General features: G+C 71.0%; 26 protein-coding genes and 1 riboswitch. Of the genes, 14 read left to right on the forward strand and 12 right to left on the reverse strand.

The window, feature by feature from the left end:
* Position 1: 1 nt before the first annotated feature.
* A complete protein-coding gene (locus tag F9C12_RS42220) occupies positions 2 to 883 on the reverse strand; it encodes a peptidylprolyl isomerase (RefSeq protein ID WP_409464198.1) in 882 nt (293 codons plus the stop codon).
* 137 nt (positions 884 to 1020) lie between these two features.
* Here F9C12_RS42220 and F9C12_RS42225 point away from each other — a divergent pair, with 137 nt between their 5' ends.
* Complete coding sequence (locus F9C12_RS42225) at positions 1021 to 1605, forward strand: MBL fold metallo-hydrolase (protein ID WP_409464199.1); 585 nt, start codon at positions 1021 to 1023, stop codon at positions 1603 to 1605.
* Entirely contained in the window at positions 1602 to 2240 is a 639-nt protein-coding gene (locus F9C12_RS42230; protein WP_409464200.1) for a hypothetical protein, read from the forward strand. Before F9C12_RS42225 ends, F9C12_RS42230 begins: the two co-directional genes overlap by 4 nt.
* Positions 2241 to 2427: 187 nt before the next feature.
* Here F9C12_RS42230 and F9C12_RS42235 read toward each other — a convergent pair whose 3' ends face one another.
* The 3 genes from F9C12_RS42235 to F9C12_RS42245 form a co-directional block, all read right to left on the reverse strand.
* Entirely contained in the window at positions 2428 to 2676 is a 249-nt protein-coding gene (locus tag F9C12_RS42235) for a hypothetical protein (RefSeq protein WP_409464201.1), read from the reverse strand.
* A gap of 69 nt (positions 2677 to 2745) precedes the next feature.
* The gene (locus tag F9C12_RS42240) at positions 2746 to 4458 is read right to left on the reverse strand and encodes a YibE/F family protein (RefSeq protein WP_409464202.1); all 1713 of its coding nucleotides are present in this window, start codon (positions 4456 to 4458) and stop codon (positions 2746 to 2748) included.
* Positions 4459 to 4517: 59 nt separating this feature from the next.
* A complete protein-coding gene (locus tag F9C12_RS42245) occupies positions 4518 to 5495 on the reverse strand; it encodes a GlxA family transcriptional regulator (protein ID WP_409179908.1) in 978 nt (325 codons plus the stop codon).
* Between the two features lie 98 nt (positions 5496 to 5593).
* Between F9C12_RS42245 and F9C12_RS42250 the strand changes: the two genes are divergently transcribed.
* The 3 genes from F9C12_RS42250 (at position 5594) to F9C12_RS42260 (ending at position 7141) form a co-directional block, all read left to right on the forward strand.
* Positions 5594 to 6292: a DJ-1/PfpI family protein gene (locus F9C12_RS42250; RefSeq protein WP_409464203.1), complete on the forward strand. Its 699-nt coding sequence runs from the start codon at positions 5594 to 5596 to the stop codon at positions 6290 to 6292.
* A 76-nt stretch (positions 6293 to 6368) separates the two neighbouring features.
* A complete protein-coding gene (locus tag F9C12_RS42255) occupies positions 6369 to 6713 on the forward strand; it encodes an STAS domain-containing protein (protein ID WP_409464204.1) in 345 nt (114 codons plus the stop codon).
* 59 nt (positions 6714 to 6772) lie between these two features.
* Positions 6773 to 7141, forward strand: a complete 369-nt coding sequence (locus F9C12_RS42260) for an SPW repeat protein (RefSeq protein ID WP_409464205.1) — start codon at positions 6773 to 6775, stop codon at positions 7139 to 7141.
* A 2-nt stretch (positions 7142 to 7143) separates the two neighbouring features.
* Here the strand turns inward: F9C12_RS42260 and F9C12_RS42265 are convergent, their stop codons facing one another.
* Positions 7144 to 7890 (reverse strand): SRPBCC family protein, encoded by a 747-nt coding sequence (locus tag F9C12_RS42265; RefSeq protein WP_409464206.1) that lies wholly within the window; start codon positions 7888 to 7890, stop codon positions 7144 to 7146.
* A gap of 127 nt (positions 7891 to 8017) precedes the next feature.
* Here F9C12_RS42265 and F9C12_RS42270 point away from each other — a divergent pair, with 127 nt between their 5' ends.
* Positions 8018 to 9766 (forward strand): pyruvate dehydrogenase, encoded by a 1749-nt coding sequence (locus F9C12_RS42270; protein WP_409464207.1) that lies wholly within the window; start codon positions 8018 to 8020, stop codon positions 9764 to 9766.
* A 284-nt stretch (positions 9767 to 10050) separates the two neighbouring features.
* Here F9C12_RS42270 and F9C12_RS42275 read toward each other — a convergent pair whose 3' ends face one another.
* The 3 genes from F9C12_RS42275 to F9C12_RS42285 all read right to left on the reverse strand — a co-directional run bounded on the left by F9C12_RS42275 (position 10051) and on the right by F9C12_RS42285 (position 14460).
* Positions 10051 to 11955: an ABC transporter ATP-binding protein gene (locus tag F9C12_RS42275; RefSeq protein WP_409467162.1), complete on the reverse strand. Its 1905-nt coding sequence runs from the start codon at positions 11953 to 11955 to the stop codon at positions 10051 to 10053.
* 101 nt (positions 11956 to 12056) lie between these two features.
* Complete coding sequence (locus F9C12_RS42280) at positions 12057 to 13790, reverse strand: ABC transporter ATP-binding protein (RefSeq protein ID WP_409179914.1); 1734 nt, start codon at positions 13788 to 13790, stop codon at positions 12057 to 12059.
* A gap of 46 nt (positions 13791 to 13836) precedes the next feature.
* Positions 13837 to 14460: a TetR/AcrR family transcriptional regulator gene (locus F9C12_RS42285; RefSeq protein ID WP_409179915.1), complete on the reverse strand. Its 624-nt coding sequence runs from the start codon at positions 14458 to 14460 to the stop codon at positions 13837 to 13839.
* A 98-nt stretch (positions 14461 to 14558) separates the two neighbouring features.
* Here F9C12_RS42285 and F9C12_RS42290 point away from each other — a divergent pair, with 98 nt between their 5' ends.
* From F9C12_RS42290 to F9C12_RS42305, 4 genes are all read left to right on the forward strand, one after another.
* A complete protein-coding gene (locus F9C12_RS42290; RefSeq protein ID WP_409464208.1) occupies positions 14559 to 14924 on the forward strand; it encodes a VOC family protein in 366 nt (121 codons plus the stop codon).
* Complete coding sequence (locus F9C12_RS42295; RefSeq protein WP_409464209.1) at positions 14921 to 15871, forward strand: S41 family peptidase; 951 nt, start codon at positions 14921 to 14923, stop codon at positions 15869 to 15871. The genes F9C12_RS42290 and F9C12_RS42295 overlap by 4 nt, the downstream gene beginning before the upstream one ends.
* A 97-nt stretch (positions 15872 to 15968) precedes the next feature.
* Positions 15969 to 16841, forward strand: coding sequence for a Ku protein (locus F9C12_RS42300; protein WP_409179918.1), 873 nt, complete (start codon positions 15969 to 15971; stop codon positions 16839 to 16841).
* A 254-nt stretch (positions 16842 to 17095) separates the two neighbouring features.
* Complete coding sequence (locus F9C12_RS42305) at positions 17096 to 17302, forward strand: hypothetical protein (protein WP_409179919.1); 207 nt, start codon at positions 17096 to 17098, stop codon at positions 17300 to 17302.
* Positions 17303 to 17476: 174 nt separating this feature from the next.
* On the opposite strand, the gene ahcY is transcribed toward F9C12_RS42305, so the two are convergent.
* The gene (ahcY, locus tag F9C12_RS42310; RefSeq protein WP_409464210.1) at positions 17477 to 18937 is read right to left on the reverse strand and encodes an adenosylhomocysteinase; all 1461 of its coding nucleotides are present in this window, start codon (positions 18935 to 18937) and stop codon (positions 17477 to 17479) included.
* A 116-nt stretch (positions 18938 to 19053) separates the two neighbouring features.
* On the opposite strand from ahcY, the gene F9C12_RS42315 reads away from it, so the two are divergent.
* Positions 19054 to 19812 (forward strand): class I SAM-dependent methyltransferase, encoded by a 759-nt coding sequence (locus F9C12_RS42315; RefSeq protein WP_409464211.1) that lies wholly within the window; start codon positions 19054 to 19056, stop codon positions 19810 to 19812.
* A 46-nt stretch (positions 19813 to 19858) separates the two neighbouring features.
* Positions 19859 to 19936, reverse strand: a riboswitch (S-adenosyl-L-homocysteine riboswitch).
* Positions 19937 to 19992: 56 nt separating this feature from the next.
* Here the strand turns inward: F9C12_RS42315 and F9C12_RS42320 are convergent.
* The 3 genes from F9C12_RS42320 to F9C12_RS42330 all read right to left on the reverse strand — a co-directional run bounded on the left by F9C12_RS42320 (position 19993) and on the right by F9C12_RS42330 (position 22737).
* The gene (locus tag F9C12_RS42320; RefSeq protein ID WP_409179922.1) at positions 19993 to 21054 is read right to left on the reverse strand and encodes a DNA polymerase IV; all 1062 of its coding nucleotides are present in this window, start codon (positions 21052 to 21054) and stop codon (positions 19993 to 19995) included.
* Positions 21055 to 21543: 489 nt separating this feature from the next.
* Positions 21544 to 21813, reverse strand: a complete 270-nt coding sequence (locus F9C12_RS42325) for a DUF3040 domain-containing protein (protein ID WP_409464212.1) — start codon at positions 21811 to 21813, stop codon at positions 21544 to 21546.
* A gap of 159 nt (positions 21814 to 21972) precedes the next feature.
* The gene (locus F9C12_RS42330) at positions 21973 to 22737 is read right to left on the reverse strand and encodes a right-handed parallel beta-helix repeat-containing protein (protein WP_409464213.1); all 765 of its coding nucleotides are present in this window, start codon (positions 22735 to 22737) and stop codon (positions 21973 to 21975) included.
* Between the two features lie 150 nt (positions 22738 to 22887).
* Here F9C12_RS42330 and F9C12_RS42335 point away from each other — a divergent pair, with 150 nt between their 5' ends.
* From F9C12_RS42335 to F9C12_RS42345, 3 genes are all read left to right on the forward strand, one after another.
* Entirely contained in the window at positions 22888 to 24684 is a 1797-nt protein-coding gene (locus tag F9C12_RS42335) for a serine/threonine-protein kinase (protein ID WP_409464214.1), read from the forward strand.
* Positions 24681 to 25505, forward strand: a complete 825-nt coding sequence (locus F9C12_RS42340) for an FHA domain-containing protein (RefSeq protein WP_409464215.1) — start codon at positions 24681 to 24683, stop codon at positions 25503 to 25505. Before F9C12_RS42335 ends, F9C12_RS42340 begins: the two co-directional genes overlap by 4 nt.
* Before the next feature lie 88 nt (positions 25506 to 25593).
* Positions 25594 to 26328, forward strand: coding sequence for an FHA domain-containing protein (locus tag F9C12_RS42345; RefSeq protein WP_409464216.1), 735 nt, complete (start codon positions 25594 to 25596; stop codon positions 26326 to 26328).
* The last annotated feature ends 45 nt before the right edge of the window (positions 26329 to 26373 follow it).

Below are 26373 nucleotides of genomic sequence, written 5' to 3' on the forward strand. Positions count from 1 at the left end.
GTCAGGAAACCGTGACCGCGGTGAACTTGACCTGCTGCTTGGGCTCGCCGGTCGACCCGTCCGGGCCGACCGCGCCGATGCCGTTCTTCGCGATCTTGTCGAGCACCTTCAGGCCTTCGTCGGAGATGCTGCCGAAGATCGTGTACTGCGGCGGAAGCGGCGCGTTGCCGTAGACCATGAAGAACTGGCTGCCGCCGCTGTTCGGCTGGCCGGTGTTGGCCATCGCGAGGATGCCGCGGCCGTACTTCGCGGTGTCGACGAACTCGTCCGGCACGGTGAATCCCGGGCCCCCGCGGCCGTCGTTCGCCGCGTCGCCCTTCGCGTCCGGGTCGCCGCACTGCAGCATCTGCAGGTCGGTGACGCCGAGGCGGTGGCAGATGGTGTCGGTGAAGAAGCCCTGCTTCGCGAGAGCCTCGAACGCCTGCACGGTGCACGGCGCGAGCGCGCGGTCGAGCGTCATCGGGATGTCGCCCTGGGTGGTCTTCATCGTGACGTTCACGGTCCCGGACGAGGACACGTTCTTGCCGTCCGGCGCGGTCGCCTTCTTGCCTGAGGGCGGCTTGCCGCTCGGGTCGGCCGGGTACGAGCACGTCGTCGGGTTCGGCAGCGCCTTGGGGCGCTTGGGGAGCGCGGTGCGCTCGGTGGGGATGTTCGTGACGCTCGGGACCGGCGGCGCGGAACTCGACGGCGGCGTCGCGGCCTGCTGGTCGCCGCTGCCGCCGCTGTTCACGATCCACACCACGAGACCGGCGACGATGAGGACCGCACCGCCGACCACTCCAGCGCCCACGATCTTGCGTCGCTTCGCCTGTTCCGCCCGGCGCACGAGCTGCCGCTCGAGTTTGCGCTTTGCGGCTTCTCGGCGCTGCTGGTTGGTCGCCACCCGCCCTCCAGTTTCCGCTCGAAGTCACACGTCTGAGGTAGCGGCAGTGTATGGGCACAGCCTGTGAGGACTCCGTACAGGGGCGGCTAGTCTTCACCGGGTCGTGATCAAGGCCGCATCCGGGGAGGAGGGGTTCGGTGCTCGTCGCCGGGTTCGCCGCGGGTCCGCTGCGCTCGAACTGCTATCTGCTCGCTCCCGCCGCCGGGGGTCCGTGCCTCGTCGTCGACCCGGGAGAGGGAGCCGCCGGGCCGCTGGCCGAAGCGCTGGCGGAGCACGAGCTGACGCCGGTCGCGCTGCTCGCCACGCACGGCCATCCGGACCACGTCGGCGCCGCCGCCGAACTGGCGCGGGCGCACGAAGCGCCGCTGCGGCTGCATCCGGGCGACGCCGACTGGTACGACGGGCCGTTCGAACCGCTGGAACCGGGAGAGATCGAGGCCGCCGGGCTGGCGGTGCGAGTGCTCCCGCTGCCCGGGCACACGCCGGGTTCGGTGGCCCTCGCCGTCGAGACCGGCGAGGGTGGCAGGCTGGTGTTCACCGGGGACACGCTTTTCGCCGGATCGGTCGGGCGCACCGGCGGATCCGGCGCCGATTTGGAGAATTCGTTGCGCACACTGCTGATGCTCGCCGACGACACCGTCGTGCTGCCCGGCCACGGACCGGCCACGACCATCGGCCGCGAGCGCTCCGCCAACCCCTTCGTGCCGGGAGCCGCGCAGTGACCGGGAAACCGGACGAACGCCTGCCGCTGTTCGCCGACGAGCCGAAACTGCGCCGCCGCCGCGCGTGGTCGGGCGTCTTCGGCGTGCTGATCCTGGCCGCGGCGTTCGGCGGGATCGCCGGGCTGATCGGCGGCCAGCTGACCGGGCTGATCGTGGCGGCGGTCGTCGCGCTGCCGCTGATTTACGTGGTGCTCTACGCATACCGCCGCCGGATCTGGCTCGAGGGCACGACGCTGGTGGTGCGCACGTGGGGCGTCCGTCGAGTGGACCTCCTGGAAGCGCCGCGGCTGGACGTGGTGATCAGCGACGTCCGCGGCACCCGGACGGTCGCGCTGCTGGTGAACGCGGGACACCGGCGGCGCGCGGTGAAACTCGACCTGGCGGTGTTCTCCGGAACCGGCGGCCGCGAGCTGGGAGCGCTCCAGCTGCGACGGCTGGCGGACGCGGTGCTGAACAACACCGAGGCGAACGGGCTGGTGTTCTCGGAGCTGCTGGTGGCGGAATTGCGCGCGGAGGCACGCGGGGGTGCGGTAGCGGAAAGGCCGTTGTACCGGCTGGCTTCGGCGGCGCCAGCGGGGAAGTACCTGCAGCGATTCCCGATGGAAGCGGTCAGCCGGTTCGTGGCCACGCTGTGATTTTGGCGCCGGCTTCGCCGGCGCGTGCGGGATCGCCTTCAAGTCGGCGTGCGGAGGGGCAATCCGCCCGGCCCTGGGGGGCCGTGCGCATTGCCCCTCCGCACGCCGACGCGATCCCGCGGGGCGGGCGGCTTTCGGGGTAGCGGAGCCGGGGGGGGGAGAGAGAGAGTTGAGTTGCGCCTGGGGGTTACGTGCGTGGGGGGCGTTCTTCCCATTGGTCCACGCGGGCGCGGATGCGGTCGAGCTGGTCGGCGAGTTCGGGGAGTTCTTCGGCGACATAGGAGAGCAGCCGTTCGAGGTGGTGCAGCGTCGCGCGGGCCTCGTCGAGTGCGGTGGCGATCCGCGGGATCGTTTCGGCCGCTTCCAGCACCGACGCGAACAGGCGGCGGATCAGGTGCACGGTGACTCGGGGTCCGGCCAGGACGGCTGAGAACACAGGGCCCCTCCTCGGGTCGCGGGGATCGCGGTCTTCGTACCTCATCCGCGACGCCCGCGCCCGGCCGGGTCAGCCGGCGTGTGGCTGCTGTGCTTCAGCGGGTTTCGTGGTGCTGATGAGGTGCTCCACCGGCTCGCGGGCGGCGATCAGAGCGGCCAAGACGGTGGTGACCGGCACCGCCGCGACGATGCCGACCGAGCCGGCCAGCGTCCGGATGATTTCCGCGGCGATGTCCTCGCTGCCGAGCAGCGCGCCGAGGCCGACGCCGGAGATCGCGGAGTAGAGCATCACCGGCAGGGCGGCCCCCGCGTAGGCCATCACCAGCGTGTTCACCGCGGAGCCGACGTGGTCGCGGCCGATCCGCAGGCCCGAGCGGTACAGCTCGCGCCAGCTGAGCGACGGGTTCGCGCGGCGCAGCTCCCACACCGCGCTGGTCTGGGTGATCGTCACGTCGTCGAGCACGCCCAGCGCGCCGATCACGATCCCGGCCAGCAGCAGGCCGCGCGCGTCGATGCCGTGGCCGAGCGAACCGATCAGCGTCGTGGTGCTGTCGTCGAGGCCGGTGAGCGACGCGGCGGCGGAGAAAATCGCCGACAGGATCCCGATCAGCGCGAGGCTGACCAGCGTTCCCAGCACCGCGACCGAGGTTCTCGCGGACAGCCCGTGCGTCAGGTACAGCGCGAGGAACATGATCGCGCCCGCCCCGGCGATCGCCACCACCAGCGGATTTTCCCCGGCGAGGATCGCGGGCAGCACGAACAGCACGATCACCACGAAACTCAGCACCAGCGCGACCAGCGCGGCCAGCCCCTGCCACCGGCCGAGCACCAGCACGGCGATCGCGAACAGCGCGGCGAGCAGCACGAGCGGCGTGCCGCGCTGGAAATCGACGAGCGTGAACGACTGCGGATCGAGCGGATTGCCTCCGTTGTAGGCGAGCACCACCTTGTCGCCCGCGGCGAACCTCGGCGTGCTCGGTTCGATCGGCACCGTCAGCCGCACCGGTTTCCCCGCGGCCGGGCCGTCGGACATCCGCAGGTCGACGGTGAGGCACGGTTTCGCGTCCGGATCCGGCTGCGAGCCGACCTGCACCTGGCCGGGCTGCAGGCATGGGCCGGACGTCGCGGTCGTGATCGCCGCCTGGACCGGCGTGCCCTGCGGCACCGCGCTCTTCGGCAGGGAACTGCCCCACGGGTACAGGACGATCATGCCGGCGACGGTCGCCAGGGCCAGCGGCGCGAGCAGCCAGATCAGGAGTTTGCGGACTCGTTGCGACGCGGGGGCGGCCGGGCCGTGGCCATGACCGTGTCCGTGGCCGTGCCCGGCCGGCGGCGGAATTTCCTTCGCCGCAACGGGTTTAGGAGTGTCCTTTTCGGACTGTGCCGGCCGGGGCGGGGGGCGGCGGCGGGCCCCGGGAGGCGGGGTGTCGCCTGGGCGGCGGGGCAGCCGCAGTTCGCCGGACTGCCCGCCGCCGCGGGAATCGGCCGGGCGCGGGGCGCCGGGTTGAGCGGGCCGCGGCGCGGCGGCACGCGGACGGCGAGGCTCGCCGGGCCGTTCGGGCCGCCGTCCCGGTTCGCCGGCGCGCCGGGGATCGCCGGACCGTTCGGCGGGCCGTCCGGGTTCCCGGTCCTCGGCGCGGCGCACGCGGCGAGGACCGTCCGGACGGGCGCGCGGGGGGACGGGAGGTGGCACGGGGGACGCCGATTCCCCCGGCACTCGCGGCAGCGGGCCGGTGTCGTCGGGGTCCTGGTCGGGGTAGTCGTGCGGTGCCACGGCGGACATCCTGCCCTCCCGGCTCCGGGTTCGCCCGTACCGGGTGGGGGAGGAAGCGGGCGTTTCGTTCAGGCGTGCGCAGAACGCAGGTGCACCCGCCGGTACGCCGAGGGCGGAGTGTCGAAATGGTCCAGAAACGCCTGCCGGAGCGTCTCGGTGGAGCCGAAACCGCAGCGTCGCGCGATCGCGGTCAGCGGGAGGTCGGTGCCGGACAGCAGGCGGGCGGCGTGTTCGGCGCGCACGGTGCGCACGTATTTCCCGGGCGTGGTGCCCAGGTGGGCGTCGAACAGCCGGGTCAGCTGGCGGGTGCTGATGCCGGCCTGCTTCGCGAGCGCGTGCGCGCCGAGGTCGTCGGCGAGGTGCTCGGCGACGTAGGCGGTGAGGTCGCGGACCTGCCGGTGCTCCGGCGGCGGGCCGGCGAGGAACATGCTCACCTGCGCCTGGTTCCCGGGCCGCTGCAGGTAGGTGACGAGCGACCGGGCGGCCTCGCGGGCGAGCGTCGGGCCGTGGTCCTCCTCGACGAAGGCGAGGGTGAGGTCGAGCCCGCTGGTGACGCCCGCGGAGGTGTAGACGTCGCCGTGCCGCACGAAAAGCGGCACCGGGTCCACGGTCACCGACGGGTACTGCTCGGCGAGCCGCGCCGCGTGCGACCAGTGCGTGGTGGCGCGCCGGCCGCTCAGCAGCCCGGCGGCGGCGAGCACGGTCGCCCCGGTGCAGACCGACGCGGTGCGCCTGCTCTGCTGCGACAGCCGCCGCACGTGGGCCAGCAGCCGTTCGTCCTCGGCCGCGGCGAGGTGGCCGAGGCCGCCCGCGACGACGAACGTGTCGAGCGGGCCGCGGACCTGGTCGATCCGGACGTGCGGGGCGAGCGTGAGCCCGGACTGGCAGGCGAAGGGGAGCCCGTCGACGGTGGCGAGCCGGACCTCGTACGGCCGGGCCGCGCCCAGCCGCGTCGCGGCGTCGAAAACATCGGACACGCAGGCGATGTCGAGCAGTTCGGCGTCGGGGTACCCGAGGATCACGACCTGCCGGGCGGTACTCGGCATGGCCGCACCGTAGCAGCTCGCCCGGCCGGATCAACCGGCTTCGCAGGATTTCGGACACGCATGTCCCGGCCCGCCCGCGCATCCGGGACGGTGGCGGCATGACCCGGAAAACCTTCGCGTTCGTCGTGTACCCCGGCCTGACGGTCCTCGACCTGGTCGGCCCGCTGCAGGTGCTCGCCTCCTTCGCGGCGGCCGACCCCTCGGTCCGCGTGGCCGTCGTGGGCGAAACCCTGGAAACCACCGACACCGACACGCCGTTGCGGATCGCGCCGAGCCACACCTTCGACCAGGTCCCGGACCCGTCGTGGGTGCTGGTCCCCGGCGGCGGCGCGCCGACGCTGCGCGCGCTCGGCGACGAGACTCTCATCGGCTATCTCCGCCAGGCCGCGACCTCCGCCGAGCTGATGACGTCCGTGTGCACCGGTTCGCTGCTGCTCGGCCAGGCCGGGCTGCTCGAAGGCCGCGAGGCGACCACGCACTGGACCTTCCTGGAAAACCTGCGCGCGTTCGGGGCCACGCCGGTCCGGCGGCGCTGGGCGGACAGCGGCCCGGTGATCACCGCCGCCGGGGTGTCGGCGGGCATCGACCTGGCGTTGCACCTGGTGGAGCGGATGAGCGGGGAGGACGCCGCGCGGCTGGTCCAGTTCGGGATCGAATACGACCCGCAGCCGCCGCTCGGCCCGCTGGACTGGTCGCGCGCGCCGCGCGAGCAGATGCGGCCGTTCGTCGACGGCATGGTCCGGGAGGGGCTCGCTGGTCAGCCGGAGCTGCGGGAGAAGCTGCTCGCGCCTCGGTGAACCTCCGGTGAACTGCCCCACCCGGCTGAGGCAGGGACGGTTTGCCGGGGCCGCGCCGGCGCGTACCGTTCCGCCAATGGGTGCGCGCGGGGCTTCCGGTCTGACCGTCTTCACCAGCCGGAGGGACGGCGACCTCGTGCTGGTCACGGCGGCGGGCGAGATCGACATCGCGTCGGTGGGGCAGTTCCGCTCCGCGCTGTCGGCCGCCTCCGGAGCCGGCGGCAAACTCGTCGTCGACCTGTCGCGGGTCGGCTATCTCAGCTGTGCCGGGCTGCGCGCGCTCGAAGAGGCGAGCCGCGCCCGGCCGGCGTTTTCGATCGTGGCGACCAGGCCGCTCGTGCGGCGCGTTTTCGCCGTTTCCGGCCTGACCGCGCCGGTGCGCGGCGGCCTGCGCGAGGCGTGCGCCGCGGCGGGGGCGTGATCCCGGGCGGAATCTGGGTACTCGTGGGGTGGAACCGAGATCTGCTGAGGTGATCTGAGATGTCCACCAGCACGATGTCCGGCAAGACCGCGGTCTCCGGGGGCGCAGCGAGCCTCGCTGTGCTGGCCGGGCTGTACCTGATCGCCGCCCCGTGGCTGCTGCGCTTCGGCGGGGCCGCCGAACTCGCGGTGAGCAACACGGTCGCCGGGCTCGCGATCGTCGTCTTCGCGGCCATGCGGGCGCGGGATTCGGGTGCGCAGGCGCTGGCCTGGGTGCTGCCGGTGCTCGGGGCGTGGGTCGCGGTGTCGCCGTTCTTGCTTCGCTACGGCGACGAGACCCTGCCGTCGGCCGGCGCGGTGACCGGCAACGTGATCGCCGGCGTCGTGGCGGCGGCCGCGGGCGCGGCGTTGCTGCTGCGCCGCCGCTGACGTCAGCTGAGCGCTTCGGCGAGCCAGCGGCTCCAGGTCGCGCTTTCGGCGGTCTCGTCGACGTCCGGACGGAACAGGTGATGTCCGACCGCGACCGGCATGCCGAGCAGCGACCGTTCGTGGAACCGGTAGAGGGCGTCCTCGGTGCGGACTCCGGCGTAGTTCGGGGTCGAGTAGTCGAGGACGCCCTCGACCGTTTCGCCGCCGACAGAGAACCGGACGGCATGCCCGGCTGAGGCTTCCTCGGGCAGGCCGAGCGCGGCCAGCAGCTTCGGCCACGCGTCCCGGCTCGCCGACGACGCCGGGCCGTCCGCGGTCACGTACGTCGCGAAGCGGCCGGGGAAGTGGGCCAGCAGCTGGGCGAGCGTGTGCAGGTACATTTCCCAGCCGACGGCGAAGGACTCGTGGTACTCGTCGTCCCAGCCGTCCTCGACGAAGCCCCGGTGCACGAACCGCAGCACCGACGTGCCGCCCTCGGCCGCTTCCACGAGGAACTCCATCGCGTCGAACGTGCCGTCCTCGGCCGGCTCGCCGCGGTAGGCGAACCGGCGCGGCGGGTCCCACGCGGTGATCTCCGCCTCGGTGCGCATTTCCCCCAGGCTGAACCGGATCCGCTTGGCCGCCGCGTCGACCTCGTGCCGGCCCATGAACCACGAATCGATGCCGGGCCCGGTCGCGACCGCCTCCCACACGGCCTCCGGGTCCGCGGGCAGCTGAACCTCTTTGCGCACCTCGAACTCGCGTGGCATGGGCGGTGTTCCTCCTCGGGGTCGGTACGGTCCACGGTGCCATTGACAACAATACTTGTCAATGCGGTGGCGGTTCGCCCGATCGGTGACAGACTGCGAGGGGACTCTCACGAAGGGACGCGGAAGCATGGCGACGGTGGCCGACCAGTTGATCGACGTTCTGCTGCAATCCGGGGTGCACCGGATCTACGGGGTGGTGGGCGACAGCCTCAACCCCGTGGTGGACGCGGTGCGCCGCACCGGCGGTTCGGCGCGTGGCGGGATCGACTGGGTGCACGTGCGCAACGAGGAAGCGGGCGCGTTCGCCGCCGCGGCCGAGGCGCAGCTCACCGGACGGCTCGCGGTGTGCGCGGGCAGCTGCGGGCCGGGCAATCTGCATTTGCTGCAAGGGGTCTACGACGCGCACCGGTCCGGAGCGCCGGTGCTGGCGATCGCCTCGCACATCCCGTCGGCGCAGATCGGCACCGGGTTCTTCCAGGAAACGCATCCGCGGCAGCTGTTCGCCGAATGCTCGCACTACTGCGAGATGGTCAGCTCGCCCGAGCAGATGCCGCGGCTCGCCCGGATCGCGGTGCAGAACGCGGTCGGCCGGCGCGGGGCCGCGGTGCTGGTGCTGCCGGGCGACGTGTCGCACGAGCCCGCCGCGCACGCCACCGGCGAATCGGCGCCGCTGGGCAGCCCGCCCGCGATGGTGCCCGCCGAGGCCGACGTCGCCCGGCTCGCCGACCGGATCGACCGGGCGGAGAAAGTGATGATCATGGCCGGAGCGGGGTGCCGGGACGCGCACGACGACGTGCTGGCGCTCGCCGAGGCGGTCGGCGCTCCGGTGGGGCATTCGCTGCGGGGCAAGGAGTTCGTGCAGTACGAGAACCCGTTCGATGTCGGGATGAGCGGGCTGCTCGGGTACGGCGCCTGTTACGAGGCCATGCACGAGGCTGATCTCGTGCTGCTGCTCGGCACGGACTTCCCGTATGACAACTTCCTGCCGCAGCGCAACACCGTGCAAGTGGACATCGATCCGGCCCGGATGGGACGCCGGTCGGTGCTGGAGTTCGGGGTGCAGGGCGATGTCGGGGCGACGATCCGGGCGGTGCTGCCCCGGTTGCGGGAGCGCAGCGACCGGTCGTTCCTGCACGCCATGCTGCGCAAGCACGAACGCGGACTGCAGCGGGTGGTCGACGCTTATACGAACGAGGTGTCCAAGCACATTCCGTTGCATCCGGAGTATGTGGCGGATGTGCTGGACGAGGAAGCCGCGGACGATGCCGTGTTCACTGTGGACACTGGGATGTGCAACGTGTGGGCTGCTCGGTATGTGACGCCCAATGGGCGGCGGCGGATTCTCGGGTCGTTCGTGCACGGGAGCATGGCTAATGCGCTGCCGCATGCGATCGGGGCGCAGGCTGCCGCGCCTGGGCGGCAGGTGGTGGCGATGTGCGGGGACGGCGGGCTCGCGATGCTGATGGGGGAGTTGTTGACGCTCAAGACGCATGCGTTGCCGGTCAAGGCGGTGGTGTTCAACAATTCGTCGCTCGGGATGGTGAAGCTGGAGATGCTCGTGGACGGGCTGCCGGAGTTCGGGACCGACCACGATCAGGTGGATTTCGCGGGGATTGCCCGGGCGGCTGGGCTGTATGCGCGGCGGGTGGAGAAGCCTGGGGAGGTGCGGGACGGGATTCGGGATGTTTTGGCGCATGACGGGCCCGCGGTGCTGGATGTGGTGACGGATCCCAATGCGTTGTCTATTCCGCCTAATATTACTGCGGCGCAGGTTAAGGGGTTTGCGTTGGCGGTGAGCAAGACAGTGTTGAGTGGGGGTGTGGGGAAGATGCTGGAGTTGGCTCGGTCTAATTTGCGGAATATTCCTCGGCTTTGAGGTCTCGGGCGGCTCGTCGCCCTGGCGGGCGACATTGCTGTTGATGGGTTGCGTGGGGCACCCCGAAGCTTGATTGTGCTGACGGGCGGTGGGTGCTTGTCAAGGCGGGAAAGATGCCTTGACAAGCACCCACCGCCCGCAGGGAGGCTTCGTATCGGGGTGCGGGGGAGGGGCTGGGTGCCTCGCTGTTTTTGTGCATCGGTGCCTGTTTTAGGGCCGTGAGGGGAGTCCTGAGGGGATGTGATTCCCTCAGAGTTCCCCTCACGGTTTTTGGCGTGGTGTGGTTATTCTGTTTCTGCCATTGCTTCGGCGAATTGTGCTGCGTACAGGCGGGAGTAGGCGCCGCCTGCGTTGATGAGCGTTTCGTGGTTTCCTTGTTCCACTATGTTTCCGTTTTCCATTACCAGGATTACGTCCGCGTCCCTGATGGTGGAGAGGCGGTGGGCGATCACGAAGCTCGTGCGGCCGGTGCGCAGCGAGTTCATCGCGTGCTGGATCAGCACTTCGGTGCGGGTGTCGACCGAGCTCGTGGCTTCGTCCAGGATCAGGATCGCTGGTTTGGCCAGGAAAGCCCGGGCGACGGTGATCAGCTGTTTCTCGCCCGCGCTGACCGTGCCGCCTTCGTCGTCCAGCACTGTGTCGTAGCCGTCTGGGAGGGTGCGGACGAAGCGGTCCACGTAGGTTGCCTTCGCGGCTTCGACGACCTGTTCCCGGGTGACGTTGTCCGCTCCGTAGGCGATGTTTTCCGCGATCGTGCCGCCGAACAGCCAGGCGTCCTGCAGGACCATGCCCGTCTTCGAGCGCAGTTCTTCGCGGTTCATCGCCTTGATGTCCACGCCGTCCAGGGTGATCCGGCCGCCGTCGATTTCGTAGAACCTCATCAAGAGGTTCACCAGCGTGGTTTTTCCCGCGCCGGTCGGGCCGACGATCGCGACGGTGTGGCCGGGGTCCACCGACAGCGACAGGTCTTCGATCAGCGGCGTGTCCTTCAGGTAGCGGAACGACACGTGCTCGAACTCGACCTTTCCGCGCACGACCTCGGGGCGCTGCGGGTTCTCCGGCTCCGGTTCCTGCTCCTTGGCGTCCAGCAGCGCGAACACCCGCTCCGCCGACGCGACGCCGGACTGCAGCAGGTTCGCCATGCTCGCGATCTGCGTGACCGGCTGGCTGAACTGGCGCGAATACTGGATGAACGCCTGCACGTCGCCCAGGGTCAAGGTGCCCGACGCGACCCGCAGGGCTCCGACGACCGCGACCAGCACGTAGCTCAGGTTGCCGATGAACATCATCCCCGGCTGGATCGTGCCGGAGATGAAGGCCGCCTTGAAGCTCGCCTCGTACAGCGCCTCGTTCTGCTGCCGGAAGACCTCCTCGGCCTCCTTGCGGCGGCCGAAGACGTGCACCAGCGAGTGGCCCGAGTACATCTCCTCGATGTGCGCGTTGAGCTTCCCGGTCGTCCCCCACTGCCGGATGAACTGCGGCTGCGCGCGTTTGCCGATCTTGGCCGCGACGAACACCGACAGCGGGACCGTCAGCAGCACGAGCACGCCCAGCAGCGGCGAGATGACGAACATCATCACCAGCACGCCCAGCACGGTGAAGAGCGACGTGACGATCTGCGACAGCGTCTGCTGCAGCGACTGCGCCAGGTTGTCGATGTCGTTGGTGACCCGGCTCAGCACCTCGCCGCGCGGCTGGCGGTCGAAATAGCGCAGCGGCAGCCGCGCGAATTTCTCCTCGATGTCCTGGCGCAGCCGGAACACCGCGCCCTGCACGATGTTCGTGGTGAGCCGCGCCTGGATGACGCCGAGGAACGACGCGAAGACGTACAGCGCCAGCACGATCATCAGCACCTGGCCGACCGCGGTGAAATCGACGCCGTGGCCGGGCATCAGGTCGACGCTGGTGAACATGTCGGCGAGCGTGTTCTCCCCGCGTGCCCGCAGGCCCTCGATCACCTGCTCCTTGGTCGCGCCCAGCGGCAGATGCCTGCTGGTCACGCCCGCGAAGATCAGGTCCGTCGCCCGTGCCAGCACCTTCGGCCCGAGCACGGTCAGCGCGACGCCGATCGCGCCGAGCACCAGCACTCCGGCCAGCGCCGCCCGTTGCGGGCGCAGCAGCCGCAGCAGCCGGGCGAGCGAACCCTTGAAATCGAGGGGCTTCTCCGCGGGAGCCCCGGCGGACATCATCCGGGCGGCGGGTCCCGCGGTCGGGTCCGGACGGGTCTTGTCGCGCGCGACGGCGGCCGGTTCGTCCTCGTCGGGCGCGGCGGCGGTTCTCGTTTCCTCGCTCACGCCGCCTCCTGTTCGGTCAGCTGCGAAAGCACGATTTCCCGGTACGTTTCGTTGGTGTCCATCAGCTCGTGGTGGGTTCCGGTGCCGACGACGCGGCCGTCGTCGAGCACGATGATCCGGTCCGCGCCGCGGATCGTGCTGACCCGCTGCGCGACGATGACGACGGTCGCGTCGCGGATCTCCTCGGCGAGCGCGCGGCGCAGCGCGGCGTCGGTGGCGTAGTCGAGCGCGCTGAACGAATCGTCGAACAGGTAGATCTGCGGCCGGTGCACCAGCATCCGCGCGATCGCGAGCCGCTGCCGCTGCCCGCCCGAGACGTTCGTGCCGCCCTGGGCGATGGGCGAGTCGAGGCCCTGTTCCATCCGTTCCACGAAGTCCTTGCCCTGCGCGACTTCCAGCGCGTGCCACAGTTCTTCGTCCGTGGCGTCCGGATTGCCGTAGCGGAGGTTGCTCGCGACTGTCCCGGCGAACAGGTACGGCTTCTGCGGCACCATGCTGACCGCCGACGAGAGCACCGCCGGGTCGAGCCGGCGCACGTCCACGCCGTTGATCCGGACCGTGCCCTCGGTGGCGTCCATCAGCCGAGGGATCAGGTTGAGCAGCGTCGTCTTCCCGCTGCCCGTGCTGCCGATGATCGCGGTGGTCTCCCCGGGCCGGGCGACCAGCGAAACGTCCTGCAGCACCGGCTTTTCCGCGCCGGGGTACCGGAAGCCGACGCCGGTCAGGTCGAGGCGCCCGTGCTCGGCCCCGGCGGGCAGCGGCTCGTCCGGCGGCCGCACGCTCGGCTCGGTGTCCAGCACCTCGGCGACCCGCTCGGCGCTGACCTCCGCGCGCGGCACCATCATGAACATGAAGGTGGCCATCATGACCGCCATCAGGATCTGCATCAGGTACGACAGGAACGCGGTCAGCGCGCCGATCTGCATGGCCTCGCTGTCGACCCGCTGCCCGCCGAACCACAGCACGGCGACGCTCGACAGGTTCACCACCAGCATCACGGTGGGGAACATCAGCGCGATCAGCCTGCCGACCCGCAGCGACACGGCGTACAGGTCGTCGTTGGCGCGGCCGAAGCGCTCGCGCTCGTGCCGGTCGCGCACGAACGCGCGGATCACCCGGATGCCCATGATCTGCTCGCGCATGACCTGGTTGATCCGGTCGAGGCGCTCCTGCATGAGCCGGAAGGCCGAGCGCATCCGCAGCACGATCAGGCCGATCGCGATGCCCAGCACCGGCACGATGACGACGAGCAGCGCCGACAGCGGGACGTCCTGCTGCAGCGCGAGCAGGATGCCGCCGGCGCACATGATCGGCGCGGACACCATCAGCGTGAAGGTGAGCGCGGCGAGCAGCTGGATCTGCTGGACGTCGTTGGTGGTGCGGGTGATCAGCGACGGAGTGCCGAATTTGCCGATCTCGCGGGCGGAGAAATCCTGCACGCGGTGGAAGACCCCGGCGCGGAGGTCGCGGCCGACGGCCGAGGCGATGCGGGAACCGTAGTAGACGGCCCCGATCGACCCGGCGATCTGCACCAGCGTGACCAGCAGCATCACGCCGCCGATCTTCACGATGTAGCCGGTGTCGCCCTTGACGAGGCCGCCGTCGATGATGTCGGCGTTGAGCGTGGGCAGGTACAGCGCGGCGATCGTCTGCACCAGCTGCAGCGCGACGACGAGCCACAGCGCGGCCCGGTACGGGCGCAGATGACTGCGCAACAGTTTGACCAGCACGGTGTCCGGTACTCCCCCCAAGAAAAGAAATGGCGTCGGTTCGGGTCTAGCGGGCCGCGCGGGGCGCGGCCAGTGCCGGCATCCCGGCGGCGGCCTCCCGCAGGAGGCCGGTGAAGGCCGTTACGAACTCTTCGTCGGAGTCCGCGTTGAGCCAGGTTTCGAAAGCGAGGCGCGAAGCGCTCTGCACAATGCTCGCCATCAGCCGCGCGTGCAACGGATTTGCGTGCTCGCCCGCTCGTTCGGCGATGGCGTCGGCCAGCACGCGCTCGACAGTGGCGAACGCGCGCAGCATCTCGGCGAACAGGCCGCCGTTCTCCATCATCGCGCGCACCCGCCGCACCTCCTCGCGCTTCGGGCGGCTGTCCTCGGCGAACAAGGTGACCGAGGCGTTGACGACCGCGTCCCACAACGGTTCGTCGGCGGGCCTCGCCAGGAGCGCTTCGCGCACGCGCTCCTGCCGTTCGACGAGGAACGCGCAGACAGCTTCCTCCTTGCTGGAAAAGTAGTTGTTGAAGGTGCGCGGGGACACGCCCACCTGGTTCGCGATGTCCTCCACCCGCAGCTGGTCGAGGCCCCGCTCCAGTGCGATCCGCAGCGCGGCTTCGGCGAGCGCCCGCCGCGCGGCTCGCTTCTTGCGCTCGCGCAGGCCCAGGGGTGCGGTGGAGGTCACCCGAGCGAGGGTAGCAGCGAAAGTTGCGTGATGCGAAAAATTATGCGGACCGCGAAAAGTTTCGTTCTCGTAAGTCCAGTCTATGCCAGGATGAACACATGTTCGAGGGACTGCGCACGATCGTGTATCCGGTCGACGACCTGGCGGCGGCCAAGGAGTGGTGGACCCGGGTGCTCGGCGTGCCGCCGTACTTCGACGAGCCGTTCTACGTCGGGTACAGCGTGCACGGCTACGAGCTGGCGCTCGATCCGAACGGCCGCGCGGAGAACGGCGACGGCCCGGTGGCGTACTGGGGAGTGCCCGACGTGGAAGCCGCCTTGGCGAAGCTGGTCGGGGAGGGCGCGGCCGAACACGCGGCGGTGACCGATTTCGGCGGCGGAATCCGGACCGCGCTGGTGCGCGCGCCGGACGGAAACCTGGTCGGCGTGATCGAAAACCCGCACTTCCCGGGGACCCCGGCTTGAGAAGAGCGCTCGCCGCGGCCGTCGGGCTGGTGCTGCTCGGCGCTGCACTGGTCGCGGCTCAGCCGTCGGCGCCGACGCCGCGGACGTACCTCCTCGGCGCGCTGAATCTCCTCCGGGCGCATTCGATCGACCGGGATCGGGTGGACTGGCCGAGCGCGGAGGACGAGGCGTTGCGTGCCGTAGAGGGGGCTTCGACCTTCTCCGAGACCTATCCGGCGATCCAGACAGTGATCGCCGAACTGGGCAATGCGCACACCAAACTGCTCAGCCCGGCGCAAGCGCGGCCCCCAGCGGTGGAGACGATAGAGGTGCCGTCGAGCCGCGCCGAGAACGGCGTCGCAGTGCTGGCCATTCCCGGCCTCATCGCCGACGCGGCGGGCGAGCGTCGTTGCGTCGAGGCGGGCGTGGCGGCGCTGCGGGCGGTCGAAGCGCGGGCCTCGTGCGGATGGATCGTCGACCTCCGCGACGACAATGGCGGCGACATGTGGCCAATGCTGACGGTGCTGGCCCCGTTGCTGGGGGACGGGATCGCGGGTTCGCTCGCCGAGCCGGGGCGCGCTCCGCGGGTGTGGTCGGTCCGCGACGGCCGGGCCTGGTCAGGCGAGAGTCCCGGTACCGACGAGGTCAATCCGGTCCGGCTGAGCCGCCCGGCGCCGCCGGTGGCGGTGCTGACCTCGCGCGGCACCGCCAGTTCGGGCGAAGCGGCGCTGATCGCCTTCCGCGGGCTCGGCCGGGTCGCGACGTTCGGCGGGCCGACCGCGGGATTCGCCACCGGCAACGTCGCGTTCGCCCTGGCTGACGGCGCGAAACTGCTGGTCACGAGTGCGGTCGACGTCGACCGCACCGGCCGCGCCTACGGGGCCCGGCCGATCCCGCCCGACTTCCCGGCTCCGGATCCGGAGGCCTCCGCTGGGCAATGGCTGCGCGCGCGAAGTGGCTGCGCGTAAGGCTCCTACGTGCGCGGACTGTCGGATTCGGACGATCGCGGTTACCGTGGTCACCGAGCGTGAATACGTACTGGGGAACTCGGCGGAGGTGCGCGGCATGCGGTCGATGTGGAAGGGCTCGGTGTCCTTCGGGCTGGTCAGCATCCCGATCCAGCTGTACGCGGCGACCGAGAACAAGAACGTGTCGCTGCGCCAGGTGCACGCCGCCGACGGCGGGCGGATCCAGTACAAGCGGTTCTGCTCGATCGACGGCGAAGAAGTGCCCTACTCCGACATCGCCAAGGGATACGAGCTGCCCGACGGCGAGATGGTCGTGATCACCGACGCCGACCTCGCCGAGCTGCCGCTGCCCACCCAGCATTCGATCGACGTGCTCGAATTCGTGCCGCTGGAGTCGATCGACCCGATCCGGTTCGACCGCACCTACTACCTGGAGCCGCAGAAGAACGCGGTGAAGCCGTACGTGGTGCTGCGCGACGCGCTGCAGAAGGCGAGCCACGTGGCGATCGCGAAGGTCGCGGTGCGCCAGCGGGAGAGCCTGGCGCTGCTGCGCGTCGTGGACGACGTGCTCGTGATGACCACGATGCTGTGGGCCGACGAGGTCCGGGTCCCGGATTTCCCGTTCCTGCACGAGGATCCGCCGCAGGTCCGCGCGCAGGAGGTGACGATGGCCGGATCGCTGATCGACTCGCTGTCCGAGCCGGTGTTCGAACCGGAGAAATACTCGGACTCCTACCGGGAAGCGCTCGAGGCGATGATCGAGGCCAAGGCGGGCGGCGGCCAGACCGTCGGCGCGCCGAAACAGGGGGAGAAGGCCGAGGTCGTCGACCTGATGGCGGCGCTGGAGGCGAGCGTGTCGGCGGCGAAGAAGACCCGCGGGTCCGCCAAGGAGCCGAAAAAAGCCGCCGGAGAAGGCAAAACGGCGGCGAAGAAACCGGCCGCGAGGGCGCGGCGGCCGAAAAGCGCCTGAGCGGGGCTTTCGCCGGCGCCGGGCGTCGGCGCGGGATGTTCCGCGGCACGGAACAGTGAAATTTCACCGCCGCCGTCCGGAAAATGCCGATCGTCACGCCGGGTGAGCGAATGCGGCGCACTTCACCGGACCGTGGGGCCGACACGCCGCCGGGTATTCTGCGGGGGCGAGATTTCCAGTGGTACCAAGGAGGAGTCCGGCCCGGAAGCATCCGGGGCCGGGGACTCGAATACCTGAGCGGAAGGCGGCTGAGCATGGAGTGCGCGTTCTGCACGAGCGGCATCGACCACTGTCACGGCACCCTGGTGGTCCACCCGGACCGCGGGTTCGCCGAGTGCACCGACCCGTCGTGTGCCGACCTCGACCGGGTCCGGCACGGCCTGATCATCGACTGTCACACCCTCGACGCCGCGTGCGCCTGCACCGGAGCGGAGAAAACCCTGCTGCGGCAGGCTTCCTGACCTTCGGCGGCGGCCGGCGCCGCCACCTCGCGCGGCCGGGGCGGCTTTACCCGATCGGGTAGGCAGCCGTGTACAAGCTGCTTGGCGATGTGCTAACACTACCGGGGGTCCTTCGGCTCTCCCTCCCCCTCGGAGCCGGAGGACCCCTTCTGTGCGCGCGGGCGGCGCGTCCGATCAGTAGCGGTAGTGGTCCAGTTTGTACGGCCCGTCCACGTCCACGCCGAGGTACTCCGCCTGTTCCTTGCTGAGCTTGGTGAGCCGGACGCCGAGCGCGTCCAGGTGCAGCCGCGCGACCTTCTCGTCCAGGTGCTTCGGCAGCCGGTACACGTCGTTGGCGTACTCGCCCGGCTTGCCGAACAGTTCGATCTGCGCGAGCACCTGGTTCGAGAACGACGCGGACATCACGAACGACGGGTGCCCGGTCGCGTTGCCGAGGTTCATCAGCCTGCCCTCGGACAGCACGATGATCGCGTGCCCGTCCGGGAACCGCCACGTGTGCACCTGCGGTTTGACCTCGGTCTTGACGATGCCCGGGACCTTCGCCAGCCCGGCCATGTCGATCTCGTTGTCGAAGTGGCCGACGTTCGCCACGATCGCCTGGTGCTTCATCCGCCCCATCTGCTCGGCGGAAATGATGCCGAAGTTGCCGGTGGTGGTGAGGAAAATGTCGGCGCGCTCCACGACGTCGTCGAGTTCCACCACGTCGAGCCCGTCCATCGCGGCCTGCAGCGCGCAGATCGGGTCGATCTCGGTCACCACGACCCGCGCGCCCTGTCCGCGCAGCGCCTCGACCGCGCCCTTGCCCACGTCGCCGTATCCGCACACGACGGCGTACTTGCCGCCGATCATCACGTCGGTGCCGCGGTTGAGGCCGTCCGGGAGCGAATGGCGGATCCCGTACTTGTTGTCGAATTTCGACTTGGTGACCGAGTCGTTGACGTTCATCGCCGGGAACAGCAGTTCGCCGGCGGCCGCGAGCTGGTAGAGCCGGTTCACGCCGGCCGTGGTCTCCTCGGTGACCCCGCGGATCGCGGCGGCGATCCGGGTGAACCGCCGCGGGTCCTCGGCCAGGCTGGCCTCCAGGGTGCGCAGCAGGATCCGGTAGTCCTCCGGGTCGTCCTCGTGCGCGGCGGGCACCGCGCCGGCCTTCTCGAACTCGGCTCCCTTGTGGACGAGCAGGGTCGCGTCGCCGCCGTCGTCGAGGATCATGTTCGGCGGTTCGCCGCCGGGGAACCGGAACAGCTGGTCGGTGCACCACCAGTATTCGTCGAGGGTTTCGCCTTTCCACGCGAATACCGCGGTGCCCTCGGGGTGCTCCGGCGTTCCGCGCGGGCCGACGACGACCGCCGCGGCCGCCTCGTCCTGGGTGGAGAAGATGTTGCAGGACACCCAGCGCACCTGCGCGCCGAGCGCGACGAGCGTTTCGATCAGCACCGCGGTCTGCACGGTCATGTGCAGCGAGCCCGCGATGCGCGCGCCCTTGAGCGGCTGGGAATCCGCGAACTCGCGGCGCAGCGCCATCAGCCCGGGCATTTCGTGCTCGGCGAGGTCGAGCTGGATGCGTCCGGCCGCGGCGAGCGACAGGTCGGCGACCGCGAACTCCAGGGTGTCGACGGTACGCAGGGTGGGCGACATTTTCCGGTCCTTTCCGGGTTTTTCGGGGTTTTTCGGGCAGAACTGCGCACAGGTGCGGCGGAAGAGCACCTGAAAGGGGAGGCGCGCGCGGTGCGGAACCGGCCACAATGCCGGGCATGGCAGAGCGCGCGTTGAGTTTCGGAGCAGTGGCGCGGGCGTACGAGCGGTACCGTCCGGGATATCCCGCGGAACTAGCCGAGCGGGTGCTGGACTACGCGGGCGCGCCGGTGCGGACGGCACTCGAAATCGGTGCCGGGACAGGGAAAGCGACCCGGCTGTTCGCGGGGCGGGGGATCGCGGTCACCGCGACCGATCCGGATCCGGCGATGCTCGCCGAACTGCGCGAGCACCTGCCCGCCGAGGTGGAGACCCGCGAGGGCGCGCTGGAGGACCTGCGGCCGGACCGGCAGTACGGGCTGGTGTACTCGGCCGCGGCGCTGCATTGGACGGACCCGGCCGGGCGGTGGCCGCGGATCGCCGCCCTGCTCGCGCCGGGCGGGGTGTTCGCGTCGTTCGGCGGACCCGCCCGGCTGGCGGATCCCGTTGTGCGGCAAGCATTCGAGGAGGCCCAGGCGCCGGAGGTGGAGAGCGCGGAGGTCCCGTCGCCGGACGGCACGCCGCCGGAGAACGAAATGCAGTGGCCGGGCGCCGAACTCGAGAAGTCCGGGCTGTTCGCCGACGTCCGGCAGTTCGTCGTCCCGCAGCGGCTGACGCTGAGCGCGGACGAGTTCGTCGGTCTGCTGTCCACGATCTCGGCGTACCTGATCCTGCCGATTCCGGTGCGAGAACAGGTTTTCCGGCGGATTCGGCAGGTTCTGCCCGAGACGGTCGAGCTGGACGCCGGCCACACGGTCCATCTCGCGCGACGGCGCTGAGCCGGCCGGAATCGGCGGAATTGTCACTGACACGCGGCACCTCCTGAACCAGGAGGCGCCCTTCGCTCGAAGTCCCGCGGGCCGAGCGTGGCGGGGAAACCCCGTCGCAGCGCCTCTCGGCCCGGAGCCGCGCCCCGGCGGGCGCGTCGGCTCCACCTTGGCAAGGCCGGCCGGGACCTGTCAAGCGCGCGGGAATTCGGCGCGGACGCCGAGCAGCCGCACCGGTTTGCCGAAATCGAAGCGCGCCAACAGGTCTTGCGCCGCCGCGGCGAGCACCGCCGGATCCGAGGACGGTGCGGGCAGCGTCACGCTGTGCGTGTGGGTGAGGAACGGCGCGAACCGCACCTTGACCGCGACGCGCGCGGCGGGCCGTCCCTCGTCGGCGACGTCCCGCGCGACGCGTTCGGCGAGGGCCGCGGTCTCCTTGGCGATGGCGCCGGGATCGGTGAGGTCTTGCTGGAATGTTGTTTCCCTGCTTCGGGAACGCGGGACGTACGGGGTCGCGCTCACCTCGGCGTCGCCGATGCCGCCGGCCAGCAGCCGGTACCACGGGCCCAGCTTCGGCCCGAACCTCGCGGCGAGCGCGTCGGGGTCGGCGGCGGCGAGGTCGAGAATGGTGGAGTACCCGGCCTCGGCGAGTTTTTTCGCGGTTTTCCTCCCGATTCCCCACAACGCGTCGGTGGGCCGCTCGGCCATGACGTCCCACCAGTTGTCCTGGGTGAGCCGGTAAATTCCGGCCGGTTTCGCGAAACCGGTGGCGAGTTTGGCGCGGAGTTTGTTGTCGCCGATTCCGACCGACGACGAAAGCCCGGTTTCCTCCTCGATGCCGCGCCGGATTTCCGCGGCGAGGGCCTCGGGGTCGGCGGCGGTCGCGCCCAGGAAGGCCTCGTCCCAGCCGAGCACCTCGACGACCACCGGGAATTCGCGCAGCCGGGCCATCACGCGGTCGGAGACTTCCTGGTACGCCGGGGCGTCGACGGGCAGGAGGACGGCGTCCGGGCAGCGTTTGACGGCCAGCCGCAGCGGCATGCCGGAATCGACGCCGAACTCGCGCGCCTCGTAGGACGCGGTCGCCACGACGGCGCGTTCGGCCGGATCGCCGTTCCCTCCGACGATCACCGGCCGCCCGCGCAGCTCCGGCCGCCGCCCGACCTCGACGGCCGCGATGAACTGGTCGAGATCGACGTGCAGCACCCATCCGGACACGAGACCAGTGTGCGGGGTGCTGGGCGGGCGGCGCATCTGGAATCGGCGGGGATGCGGTGGGAGGGGTGGGTTGCCGGCGGTTGCGGCGGTGGGCGCGGTCGGGACACGAGACCAGGTTGCGGTGCGCGAGACGGCTGCCGCGTCGGAACCGGCGGGGCACGGGGCTCTGACAGGGTGCTGCGCGCCAGGCGGGCTGCCGGTGGTTGCGGTGGTGCGCGGGGTGGGGCAATCCGGAACCTGCGGGAATGCCGGTTCTAACCGGGGCTGCGCACCGGGCGGGTCACCGGTGGTCGCGGTGGCGCATCCGGCACTCGCGGGAGTGCTGGTTCTGACCGGGACTGTGCACCGGGCGGGTCACCGGTGGTCGCGGTGGCGCATCCGGAACCCGCGGGGGTGCCGGTTCTAGCCGGGAACGTCGCGGGCAAGGCGGGCCACCGGTGGTTGCGGCGGCGCGCGGAGCGGGCGGGTTGCGCATCCGGCACCCGCGGGAGCGCCCGTCCTAACCGGATGTCCGGGCGAGGCGGGTCACCAGCGTTCCCGGCGGCGGGCGAGGTGCGCGGCCGTCCCGCCCGCGGCGGCGAGCACGGCGCAGATCGTCAGCGCCGGGCTCGCCCCGGCGATTCCGGCCGCGAGGAGGCCGCACGCGGCGACGTCCAGCAGGATCGCGAAGGCGGTGAGCAGCGCGGCCGAGCGGGCCGGCTTGCCGCGGCGCAGGGCGGCGGCCAGTTCCGGGTCGCTGGTTTCGAACCAGCGCTCGATCTTGTCCAGCTCGACGCGTTCGTGGTGACTGAGCATGGAGGTCTCCTTCGGCGGCCCGCCTGCCGTCGAAGGAGGAAGTACCCGCGCGGTCGCGTCGTGAACCGCGTCACTTTCGATTCACCCGACTGCCGGAATCCCGCGCGCGATTCCCCGATTCCGGTCACGGTGCGCTTCCGGTCGCACCGTCCACAAAGGTCACGGAGCGCAAGCGGGCTCCGGGCCGACGTACCCCTCCCGGGAAGACTCGTCGATGCCGACCTCGCACGGGATCGACGGGTCCACGCGGTTGCCTTCGACGCGGGCGCCGGTGGAGTGGATCGCCAGTCCGATCGCGTGGTCCGGGCCTGCCGCGAACGTGTTGCCGGTGATGGTGGCCTGCTGGACGTCCTCGAACATCAGCGCCTGCGAGGCCACGAGCGTTTCGCAGAAATTGTCCTTGATCAGGAAATCGGCGGTGTGGCCTTTTCCGTCGCCCTCGCCGTCGTTCGGGCCTTCCGCCATCAGGCACATGTTGTCGATTTTCTCGCAGCGGTTGTTTTCGATCCGGACGTGCATGCTGGGCGGGCTGTCGCTGGAGAAAGTCTGCATGCAGTCGGCGTGCGCGCCGCCGCGGTTCGAGGTCTGGCTGATCGTGTTGTGCTCGATGGCGAGGTAATCGCCGAAGAAGCGGATGCCGTCGCCGTCCCCGCCTCGCGGCGCGGTGATTCTGGTGTTCTTCAGGGTCACGTGATTGCCGCGGATTTCCACGCCGGGCGCGGAAGGTCTGTCGAGAGCGAATCCGTCGACGACGACCCAGTCGGCGTCGACGTCGATGCCGGAAACGGATCTCCCGGCGCCGGAGTACACGCGCGGATGATCCGGAGTGCCGCCGGCGGTGATGTGCAGCCGGGAACCGGCGTGCGCGGACGGGGCGAGGGCGACGGCGAGGACCGCGGCGGCGGCCAGGACGAAAAGGCGCATCGGTTCCTTCTTTCTCTCGGCGGGGGACGCGGCGAAGATAGGGCCGGACGGCGGGAGGGGTCCCCGGGGCCGCCTTCTGCGGACGGAGGCGATGCAGTATCGTTACTGCGAGTTACGTCACAGGGTCAGGGCACGCCGAGGGGAGCGTCGGTGCACGCGGACCAGCTGATCGCGGACCGGTACCGGCTGCTGGAGCGCGTCGGCAGCGGAGGCATGGGCGTCGTCTGGCGGGCGCGCGACGAACGGCTCGGCCGCGAGGTCGCGCTCAAGCAGGCCCGGCTTTCCGACGTGGTGAGCGGGCGGACGCTGCGCCGCGAAGCCCGGCTGGCGGCCGGGGTGCTGCACCCGAACGTGGTCACTTTCTTCGACGTCGCCGCCGACGGGGACGAGTTGTGGCTGGTGATGGAGTACGTCCCCTCGCGCAGCCTCGCCGAAATCCTCGCCGCGGAAGGAAGACTGCCCGCGCGCAGGGTCGCCGAGATCGGGGTGCAGATCGCCGCGGCCCTCGGCGCGGTGCACGAGCACGGCATCGTGCACCGCGACGTGAAACCGGGCAACGTCCTGATCGCCGGGAACGGCCGCGCGAAGCTCACCGATTTCGGCATTTCCCGCTCGGTCCGCACGGACGAGACGGTGACCGATTCGCCGCTCATCGGCGGCACGCCGGACTATCTCGCCCCGGAGGTCGCGCAAGGGCATCCGCCCACCGCCGCGTCGGATGTTTTTTCCCTGGGGGCAACGCTTTTCGCCGCCGTCGAGGGCGCGCCGCCGTTCGCGGGCGGCAACGAGTACGCCACGATCCGCCGGGTCGCGGAGGGCGCTGTCCCCCGTGCGCGGCACGCGGACGGTCTCGCTCCGACGCTGGAACTGCTGATGCGCCGCGAACCCGCCGAACGGCCGACCGCGGTGTCGGCGGGGGAACTGCTGGCCGAGGGGATCGACACGCTGCCGGTCGACGTGCCGAAGCGGCGGCGAAACCGGCGCGGGCTGCTGCTCGCCGGGGCGGCGGTCGCGGCGGTCGCGATCGTGGTGGCCGCGTATTTCGTGGCGCGCCCGGACAGAACCGGCGAGACCCCGGTCGCCCCGGTCGCCCCGGTCGCGCAGGCGAAGCTCGGGCTCGGCCCGGACCCCAGGGCGGCGGACCCGTGCCGCTTGGTCGACCCGGCGCCGCTGAAACCGTCCGGCGACCCGGAAGTGGTTCCGGACTACGGGAATTTCAACCGCTGCGACGTGCTCCTGCACCGCGGCGACCGCCGGGCGGACGTCCTGGTGGAGCTGAACGACCCGCCCGCTGCGCCGGTCGAGGGCACACAGGGGAAATCCGGGCCGTTCCCGGTGTTCGGCACCTCGGACAAGGAGCAGTGCGAGCGGACGATCCTGCTGCAGGACCGGTTCATGGTGAAGGTGACGGCCAAGCAGGTCGACGGTTACGACCTCGACCTGTGCCGGGCCGCCGACACGGCGGTCGCGTCGGCGACGAAAGCGATGGCGGCGGCCGGGGTTCCGCCGCGCGCGCAGCCGTTTCCGCCGGGTTCGCTGGCGTACGTGGACGCGTGTTCGCTGCTGGACTCGCTCTCGGTCTCGTCGGTGGCCGGGGTCGCCGCGCCGGTCCAGATCAAGCGCGGGTTCAGCGGCTGGTGGTGCGACTGGAAGAGCCCGGCCAGCGACCGGTCGGTGACCGTGATGTTCGACCGGGACCAGCCGCCGGGCAGCGACACCGGCCAGCTCGTGCAGGTCGGCGGGCACGACGCGTATCTCAAGACCGAGGAATTCGCCGAGAACACCTGCCAGGCGGTCCTGGTCTACCGGTCCTACACCGACGCGCACGGAGACCCGAGGGTGGAGCGGCTGCGGGTCGTGGTGCACGGGAAACCGCCCTCGGACCGGCTCTGCGCGCCAGTGTCCACTTTGGCCGGTTCGCTGGCCGGGAAGCTGCCGAAGACATGACCGCGATCGCCGGCGGCCCGCCGGAAGAACTGGGCCCGGACCACGGCAGCCTCGCGCACGGCGTCCCGCCGTCCCCGCCGGGCACGGTCTTCGCGCTCGCCGTGACCGGCGGCGTGCGGATGCCGCCGCGCGACGGCAGGCAGGTGCTGTTCGGGCGCAACCGCGACGACGTGCACGTGTGCGTCGGCGAGGACGACCGGAAGGTCAGCCGGCAGCAGGGATTCCTGGTGCGCCGCCGGGATTCCTGGTGGATCCGCAACACCGGGAAACGGCCGATCCGGCTGCCCGGTGCGCGGCTGCTGTTCCCGGACGAGGAACCGGTGCCGCTGGCCGAGGGCTACACCGCGGCGTTCGTGCGCGGTTCGGCCGGGCGCGAGCACCTGCTGGAGGTGTACGTCGCGGGCGCGGACGGCCGCCGCCCGGATTCGCGGCCGCAGGACGTGACCGAACCGCCGCGGACGTGGCGGCTGACGCCGGACGAACGGCTCGTGCTCGTCTCGCTCGCGCAGCGGTACCTGCTGCAGGACCAGTATCCGCAGCCGCTCGCGTGGCGGCAGGTGGCGGAGCAGCTGTCCGAGCTGAAACCGGATGCGCGGTGGAGCAGCAAGCGCGTGGAACACCTCGTCGGCGCCGTGCGGGCCCGGCTGGCCCGCGCCGGGGTGGCCGGGCTGACCCGCGAAGAGGTCGGCGAACCGGTCGGGAACGCGCTCAACGACAACCTGATCAAGGAACTCCTGCTGTCGACGTCCCTGGTCCCGCCGGACCTGGCGCTGCTCGAACCCGAGGACGAACCGGGAGGGGTCCCGGCGCCGCCTGCTTGACTCGCGGTGCGCGGGCGGATCCGCCCCCCGCGCCCCCGGCAGGGGTGTCCTGGCCGGGGTTCCGGCAGCGGCTCCGCGGGGGGTGTCCGTGGCAGGGGAGGAGATGCGGACGCTGCCCGCGGGACACCCGAGCCTCGCGCTCGGGCTCGCGTCGCCGCCGGGCACGCTGGCGGTGCTGGGGCGCGCGGGGGGAGTCCTGGTGCCGCCGGCGGCGCGGGGGCCGGTCACGTTCGGGCGGAACACCGCCGAGGTGACGGTGCCGCTCGGCGAGGACGACCGCCGGGTCAGCCGCCGCCACGGCGTGCTGGAGCGGCACGCGGGCCGCTGGTGGGTGCGCGCCACCGGCAAGGTGCCGCTGCGGCTGCCGCGGTCCCGGCTGCTGTTCGCCGGAACCGCGCCGGCCCCGCTGCCGCCCGGCTATCTCCCGGTGTACGCGCGCGGTTCGGGGGACCGCGAGCACGTGCTGGAGATCCGGATCGCCGACGGGACGCCGCCGCCGGTCCCGGCCGGGCGGCTGCGGCCGGACGAACGGCTCGTGCTCGCGATGGTGGCGCGGGGGTTCCTGCGGCGGGAGGAGAGGCCGCGCACGGTGCCGGTTCCGCTGGCTGCGCGGCGGTTGTCCGCGCTGGATCCCGGCGGCGGGTGGACCGCGGAAGTCGTGGCTTCGGTGCTGGACTCGGTGCGGTTCCGGTTCCGGCCGGGGTCTCCGGACGACGATCTGGTGGCGGCGCTCGTCTCGGCGGCGGTGCTGGCGCCGCCGGATCTGGCGTTGCTGTCGCCCGCGTTGCCGCCGGTCGGGGCGGCGGCGACCTGGGGGAGTTAGGCGGTCGCCGGCCCGGTCGAGGAGCCGCTCGTCTTCCCGCGCGTC

The sequence above is a fragment of the Amycolatopsis sp. GA6-003 genome (assembly GCF_046267895.1).
Classification (GTDB): Bacteria; Actinomycetota; Actinomycetes; order Mycobacteriales; family Pseudonocardiaceae; genus Amycolatopsis.